This window comes from Geminicoccus flavidas (genome assembly GCF_009806515.1).
Classification (GTDB): Bacteria; Pseudomonadota; Alphaproteobacteria; order Geminicoccales; family Geminicoccaceae; genus Geminicoccus; species Geminicoccus flavidus.
The window spans coordinates 1-5,089 of the sequence record NZ_WUJP01000437.1 but is presented as its reverse complement, the minus strand read 5'-3'; the positions used below and the strand labels follow the sequence as shown (position 1 = coordinate 5,089).

Annotated in this window: 4 protein-coding genes and 1 pseudogene; 2 read left to right on the top strand and 3 right to left on the bottom strand. The window is 68.3% G+C overall.

What is annotated here, in order from left to right:
• Together EQG76_RS12285 and EQG76_RS12280 are read right to left on the bottom strand one after the other, a co-directional pair.
• Positions 1–291: pseudogene (locus EQG76_RS12285) on the bottom strand (ABC transporter permease subunit); the annotation flags it as partial.
• Positions 288–1,325 (bottom strand): extracellular solute-binding protein, encoded by a 1,038-nt coding sequence (locus EQG76_RS12280; RefSeq protein WP_159713731.1) that lies wholly within the window; start codon positions 1,323–1,325, stop codon positions 288–290. The pseudogene EQG76_RS12285 and the gene EQG76_RS12280, both read right to left, overlap by 4 nt.
• Before the next feature lie 104 nt (positions 1,326–1,429).
• Between EQG76_RS12280 and EQG76_RS12275 the strand changes: the two genes are divergently transcribed.
• Positions 1,430–2,746: an aspartate aminotransferase family protein gene (locus EQG76_RS12275; protein WP_159713730.1), complete on the top strand. Its 1,317-nt coding sequence runs from the start codon at positions 1,430–1,432 to the stop codon at positions 2,744–2,746.
• Positions 2,747–2,771: 25 nt separating this feature from the next.
• On the opposite strand, the gene EQG76_RS12270 is transcribed toward EQG76_RS12275, so the two are convergent.
• The gene (locus EQG76_RS12270) at positions 2,772–3,842 is read right to left on the bottom strand and encodes an ABC transporter ATP-binding protein (RefSeq protein WP_159713729.1); all 1,071 of its coding nucleotides are present in this window, start codon (positions 3,840–3,842) and stop codon (positions 2,772–2,774) included.
• 211 nt (positions 3,843–4,053) lie between these two features.
• On the opposite strand from EQG76_RS12270, the gene EQG76_RS12265 reads away from it, so the two are divergent.
• On the top strand, positions 4,054–4,953 hold the full coding sequence (locus tag EQG76_RS12265) for an NAD(P)-dependent oxidoreductase (protein ID WP_200840764.1): 900 nt from the start codon (positions 4,054–4,056) through the stop codon (positions 4,951–4,953).
• Positions 4,954–5,089 lie beyond the last annotated feature (136 nt).

The window sequence follows — 5,089 nt, the reverse complement described above, 5'->3', positions numbered from 1 at the left end:
GTAGGCCAGCACGTAGCCCAGCACCGCGCAGGAGACCGTCGCGATTGCGGCGATTCGCAGCGTGTTGAGGATAACCTTGAGATAGGCCGGGCGGGTGAAGAACTCGACGAAGGGTGCGAACATGCCCTTGGCGCTGGTCAGCGCCCAGCCGAACATCATCAGGACCGGCACGTCGAACGCGACCAGCAGGAACAGGCTGACCGGTAGGGCGAAGCCGAGCCCGGTGGCGCCGAGGCGGCCCGCACGCGCGGACCGACCCGGACGAATCGAGGCGGTGGGAGAACTGGTCACAGCGTCAGCTTGAATTCCTGCCAGCGCTGCTCGACCTCGTCGGCATTCTCGAACCACCACTGGCCGTCATTGAACATCTGCACGTTCTTGTTGGCGGTGGTGGTCGGAAACTCCCCGATCCGGTCCTGCGGCAACAGCTTCTCGAGCTCGGTGCTGGGGCCGGTGTAGGAGATCACCTCGGCGGCCACTGCCTGGTTCTTGGCGACGCTCATCTCGTGCAGGAGGCCCATCGCCGCCCTCTTCAGTTCGGGATCCACGCCCTTGGGTACCACGAAATAGGCGAGGTCGAGCAGCCCCTGCTGGTAGCTGAACTCAATGCCCGGCGCGCCGGCGACGCGGCCGGACCAGCTCGCCGCATACTGCACCTCCTTGTCCTTGAGCAGCTGCGGCGGCTGCGCGCCCGCCTGCCACCAGACCGACACGCTGTCCTTGATGCGCTCCAGCGATTCGAAGGCCTTGTCCAGGTCGATCGGGTAGACGTTCTCGATCGAGCCGCCGGCGGCGAGTGCTGCCATCGGCAGGATGTAAGAGGCATAGTCCGGCAGACTGCGCTTGCCGGGCAGCGCCTCGGGATCGAAGAATTCCGCCCAGTCCTTAGGTGCGCGCTGACCCTCGCCCCAGGCCATCACCGTGGAATAATACTGGTAGCCGAAGCCGTACTCGTGCTTCGCCTCGTCGAAGATCGGGTCGGGGTTCACCACGTCCCAGTCGATCGGCTCGACCAGGTCGAGCGCCACTGCCTGGTAGAGCTCCGGGCTGCCCACCTCGAGCAGAGGAACCGAGCTGTCGCCGGACTCGACCAGGGCGCGCAGCTTGCCGAGCCCGCTCGGGCTCTCGCGCAGGACCTTGATGCCGGTCTTCTCGGTGAACGGCGTGATATAGCCCTTCTCGATCGATTCACCGGAAGCACCGCCCGCCTCGATCATCCGGAACTCGCTGACTGCAGCTCGTGACGGGCCGGCGCGCAGCCCCAGCGCCGACAGCGCTGCCAGCCCTGCCGAATTTTTGAGCAACTGCCGCTTGGTGAAAATCATCTCGACCTGTCCTTCCCCACTACTTCGGTTGAGGCTAATGGATGGTTGAACATCGTGCCAGCCGCTGTGAAAGCGTGACGGCCCAGGGAGCGAATGAAAACGACATGCCGATCGAGCCCGCCCGCCGCAACGCGACGGTCCAGAGCGCACTGGAAGATGCCGAGCGCCGCTATGTTGCGGCGAATCCCAACAGCCGGGCGCGCGTGGAGCGGGCGGAGGCCGTGATGCCGGGCGGCAGCACGCGGACCATCCTGCATTTCTCGCCCTTCCCCCTGACCATCGTCAAAGGCGTCGGAGCCACGCTCCACGATGCCGATGGCCATGTCTATCTCGACTATCTGGGTGAGTACACGGCGGGGCTGTACGGCCACTCCAACCCGACGATCCTGAATGCGGTGCGGACGGCACTGGACAGCGGCATCACGCTGGGCGGCCCGAACCTGTACGAGGCGGAACTCGCGGCGCTGATGTGCCAGCGCTACCCGTCGTTGGATCTGGTGCGCTTCTGCAATTCCGGCACCGAGGCCAACCTGAACGCGTTCTGCGCCGCCCGTGCGGTCACCGGCCGTTCCAAGCTCCTCCTGTTCAACGGCGCCTATCACGGCGGCTGCTTCACCTTCGCGAACGGGCCAGGTGCGATGAACGCGCCGTTCGACGTGGTGCTGGCCGACTACAACGACATCGACGGCACCCGCGCCCGGATCCGCACCCATGCGCAGGACCTCGCGGCCGTGGCGCTGGAGCCGATGATGGGGGCGGGCGGCGCCATCCCGGCCGAGCCCGAGTTCCTGACCATGCTGCGCGAGGAGACGGAGCGCCACGGCATCGTTCTGGTGTTCGACGAGGTGATGACCTCGCGACTGGCGCCGGGCGGCCTGCAGGAGGCCACCGGCGTGATCCCGGACATGACCACGTTCGGCAAGTATCTGGGCGGCGGGCTGACCTTCGGTGCGTTCGGCGGAAAGCGCTGGATCATGGACCGGTTCGACGCCCGCAAGCCGGGAGCACTCGGCCATTCCGGCACCTACAACAACAACGTGCTGACCATGGCGGCCGGCGTGGCCGGGCTGCGGGAAGTCTTCACGCCCGAAGCCGCGATCGCGCTCAGCGAAGCCGGCGACCGGCTGCGCGGGCGGCTCAACGCCGTGTTCCAGGAGCGGGGCGTGCCGTTCCAGGTGAAGGGGCGAGGCTCGATCAACTGCGTGCATTTTCACGACCGGCCGATCCGCCGCCCGCAGGACGCGCCGGCGCGCCCCGAACTGCAAACCCTGTTCCAGCTCGAGATGATCGAGCGCGGCATCTATCTGGCGCGGCGCGGCTTCATCACCCTCTGCCTGCCGGTCACCGAGGTTGACCATGACCAGTTCGTGGCCGCGGTCGAGGATTTCTGCGACGTGCACGGGCCGATCCTCCGCCAGTGAACGCCCGGGTCGGCGGACATCTGGATCAGTGAACGCCCGCCGCGGGCGGGATGATCCAGCCGTCCGCCGGCGCCCAGCCGAGCGCCACCCGGTTGCCCCGGCCAAAGCGCGCCACCCGGTCGGCGCTCTGGGCGACGATCCGCTGGCCCCCCGGACCTTCCAGCACGTAGCGGATCGACTGGCCCAGATAGATCGCGTCTGTGACGGTGGCGGCCACGCCCGGAGTGCCGGCGGGCTCGAGCCGGATCCGCTCGGGCCGGACCAGGAGGTCGAGTTCCGGCCCGCTGCGGCTGTCCTGCAGGGGCGGGCAGGGCAGGAGCTGGCCGTCGCCCATGCGCAGCCGCATCTGTCCGCTCTCCTCGACCGGGCGGCCGGTGAAGATGTTGGCCACGCCCAAAAAGTCGGCGACGAACCGGTTGGCGGGATGCAGATAGGCGTCCGTCGGGGTCGCCACCTGCTGCACCCGGCCATGGTCCAGCACCATGAGCCGGTCGGACAAGGACAGCGCCTCCTCCTGGTCGTGCGTCACCAGCACGCTGGTCAGGCCCAGCGACTTCTGCAGCTGGCGCAGCTCGATCTGCACCTCCTCGCGCAGCTTGCGGTCCAGCGCGCCTAGGGGCTCGTCGAGCAAGAGGATCGAGGGGCCGAACACGATCGCCCGGGCCAGCGCCACCCGCTGCTGCTGGCCACCCGAGAGCTGGGCCGGCCTGCGCTCGGCAAAGCCGCCGAGCCGCACCATCCCCAGCGCCTCGCCAACCCGGCGCTCGATCTCGCTGCGCGGCAGGCCGCGGATCGAGAGCGGGAAGGCGACGTTGTCGAACACGGTCATGTGCGGGAACAGCGCATAGCTCTGGAATACCAGACCAATGTTGCGCTTAGCCGGCGGCACCCTGGTCACCTCCTGCCCGGCCATGCTGATTCGCCCGTCCGACAGCTCGGTGAGCCCGGCGATCAGGGTGAGCAGCGTCGTCTTGCCCGAGCCGCTGGGGCCGAGGATGGTCAGGAACTCGCCGTCCTGGACGTGCAAGTCGATGCCGTCCACCACCGTGACCCCGCCATAGCGCTTGGTGATGCCGCGCAGTTCGATGTCGCTCATCTGGGCTCCTGAGGCTGGACGAGGGTGCCCGGTCTGGCCGCCGGATCTGGTTGGCGGACGGGGCCGGACGGCGGCCCGCGGTCCCGCCGGCTCGGCCGCGGTCCGGCGCACGGTTGCCATGGATGGCCTCCGGCGGATCGTCCCGCTAGCTTGCCGGCGGATGCGAACCACCGCCTGCCTCGTCAGGGCCAGTTTTCCAGGGAGTGACGCGTTGAGCAACGGCAAGCCGAGCATCGGATTCATCGGCCTTGGCCTGATGGGTGCGGCCATGGTCGAACGGCTGCAGGGCCTGGGCTATCCGATGACCGTGATGGCCAACCGCAGTCGGGCCAACGTGGCGGCCGCGGTGGCGCGCGGTGCCACCGAAGTGGCGACGCCGCGCGAGATCGCGGCCGCCAGTGACATCGTCATGCTGTGCATGGACACCTCCGCCTCGGTGGAGGCCCGGATGTTCGAGCCGGACGGGGTGATCGCCGGGGTGCGGTCGGGGGCGCTGGTGATCGACTTCGGCACCTCCTTGCCGGATTCGACCAAGCGGATCGGGCCGGCTGTGGCCGAGCGCGGCGCCACCTACCTGGACGCGCCGCTCGGGCGCACGCCGTCGCATGCCAAGGAAGGCAAGCTCAACATCATGGCTGCCGGCGACGAGGCGGCGTTCCAGCGGGCCCTGCCGGTGTTCCACGATCTGGGCGAGAACGTCTTCCATGTCGGGGCACTCGGTGCCGGACATACGCTGAAGCTGATCAACAACTTCTTCGCCATGACCACGGCCTGCGGCATGGCGGAAGCCTTCGCCATGGCCGACCGGGCGGGCATCGCCCGCGACCGGCTCTACCAGGTGATGTCGGCGGGCCCGCTCCGCTCGGGCATGATGGACTTTGTCGCCGCCAACGCGCTGGAGGGCGATCCCACCAAGCTCGCCTTCTCGATCGCCAACGCGCGCAAGGATGTCGGCTATTACAGCCGGATGGCCGAGGACCTGGGCGTGCCGACCATCATGTCGATCGGTGCGCGGCAGGCGCTAGGGCTGGCCGTGGCGGAGGGCCAGGGTGACCGGCTGGTACCGGAGATGGTCGACTACCTGGCCGGGCTGTTCGGCGACAAGCGCTGAGCAGAAGAAAAAGGGAGCGCCTCTGGTCAGAGGCGCTCCAGTTGGGAGGTCGTCCCGCAAGACGACGTCGGGAGAACCGGCCGGGCAGCGCAGGGGTGCCGGGCGGGCCTCGTCAGGTCTGGCCGAGCACCAGGAG

Bases quoted from the DNA above. Each gene is read 5' to 3' on its own strand.
- EQG76_RS12280 (WP_159713731.1), bottom strand. From the start codon at position 1,325: ATGATTTTCACCAAGCGGCAGTTGCTCAAAAATTCGGCAGGGCTGGCA.
- EQG76_RS12275 (WP_159713730.1), top strand. From the start codon at position 1,430: ATGCCGATCGAGCCCGCCCGCCGCAACGCGACGGTCCAGAGCGCACTG.
- EQG76_RS12270 (WP_159713729.1), bottom strand. From the start codon at position 3,842: ATGAGCGACATCGAACTGCGCGGCATCACCAAGCGCTATGGCGGGGTC.